The organism is Novosphingobium soli (assembly GCF_042432915.1).
GTDB classification, from domain to species: Bacteria; Pseudomonadota; Alphaproteobacteria; order Sphingomonadales; family Sphingomonadaceae; genus Novosphingobium; species Novosphingobium soli.
Genome location: NZ_JBHLWK010000049.1, coordinates 1 through 1,445, shown reverse-complemented (window position 1 = coordinate 1,445; position 1,445 = coordinate 1). Strand labels below are relative to the sequence as shown.

At 59.8% G+C, this 1,445-nt stretch carries 1 protein-coding gene; it reads right to left on the bottom strand.

Annotated features, from left to right (window positions below):
- Positions 1 to 76: 76 nt before the first annotated feature.
- Positions 77 to 1,309: a site-specific integrase gene (locus ACFFJC_RS21205; protein ID WP_007015824.1), complete on the bottom strand. Its 1,233-nt coding sequence runs from the start codon at positions 1,307 to 1,309 to the stop codon at positions 77 to 79.
- Positions 1,310 to 1,445 lie beyond the last annotated feature (136 nt).

Below are 1,445 nucleotides of genomic sequence, written 5' to 3'. Positions count from 1 at the left end.
GGTACGCTTCCCGGCCGGAACTGCGATTTTACCAGGAAGGCGTCGACGACGGTGCGATCGGGATCGTGCCAGGCGCTCATGACAGCACCTCCATTCCAGGCACCTCGAGTGCCACGGCTCGGAGATCATCTGTTGCCAGTTTGAGATAAGTATTGGTGGATTCGGTGGATCGATGCCCGAGCACGTCGCCGATGATCTTTTGCGGGACCGATGCCCGCAGCATTTCGACCGCACGTGCGTGGCGGAAGACATGCGGCCCCCGCTTTCCTGCTGGCACTACGCCTGCGGCGGCCAACCGACCGCGGATCATGCCGTACAGGTTCGTCATTGCGATATAGGGTGCGCAGGATCGGACGAAGATTTCCCGCACTTCAACCTGGGGCCGCCCAAGGCGCAGATAATCCAGCAGCGCTTCACCAACAGTCACCATTAGCGGCATGTACGAGTACGCGTTGGTCTTGGTGTGGCAGATCCGGAGGGATTCTGCGCGCCAGTCCACGTCATCGAGCCGAAGGCGGCATATCTCACCTTCGCGCAGCCCATACGTGGCAAGCAGCTGAAGTATCGCATAATCGCGTAGTCCGCGTGGCGATCTGTCCTCCTGCGTTGTCGCCAGAACCGCGGCGATTTGGCTCCTTTCCAGCGTCGACGGCACATCTTCGTAGGCATAGAGCATGGGGCCGATGATGTGTGGCGTCAGATCGGTCGGGATGCGACCCGTCCGATGCAGATGGCGAACCACCGAACGGAGACGCTCAGCGACATCGGCCAATGATTTGCGCCGTAAACCAGGCGCGCGCATGTCCATGTAGAGATCGATGTCCACGATGCTCAACGTTTCGAGGCTGGCGGCACCGGCCCGGTCGAACTGCCATCGCAGGAAGTTTCGCGCCTCCCACATCAGCGCCGCAATGGACGCGCTTGCCAAACCGCGCTCCTCGCGCAGCCATGCCTCGTATTCGCGGCAAATTTCATGTCGATGCTCGTCATCGGGACCGATCATTTCTGCGTCCGGGGGCCAATTGCCTTGAGCAAGCCGGAGGAGCTTGGCGATCGCGGTGCGGGGCAACATGTGCCAACGCGCACTGGGAGGCCGACCGTACTGGATCTCAAAATCCTGAACCGCATAGCCAAAATACTGATCGACCTGCTGCGGCGTCACAGTCTCGACCTGTATATCGCACTCGGCCAGATAATCGAGAAACGCGCGGGCGTAGAGACGGTGGTTCGCCACGACCACGGGATTGTAATTCTGTGTGGTGAGCGAATTCGAGAGTTCGGTGATCAACTCGTCATGCAACTTCAACATGATTGCCTCCTCAGCTGGTCCAGGGACCGCCGAGGTTCGCAACCAATATAATGCGCAGCAACTGCGCACACTATCATGGGAATTCGCCGGTTACGCCGCGCTCCTCCGCATTACCGCTTCCTCGCGATAAGCCATC

What these genes read in the sequence shown, in the direction of transcription:
- ACFFJC_RS21205 (WP_007015824.1), bottom strand. Translation starts at nt 1,309, where the DNA reads ATGTTGAAGTTGCATGACGAGTTGATCACCGAACTCTCGAATTCGCTC.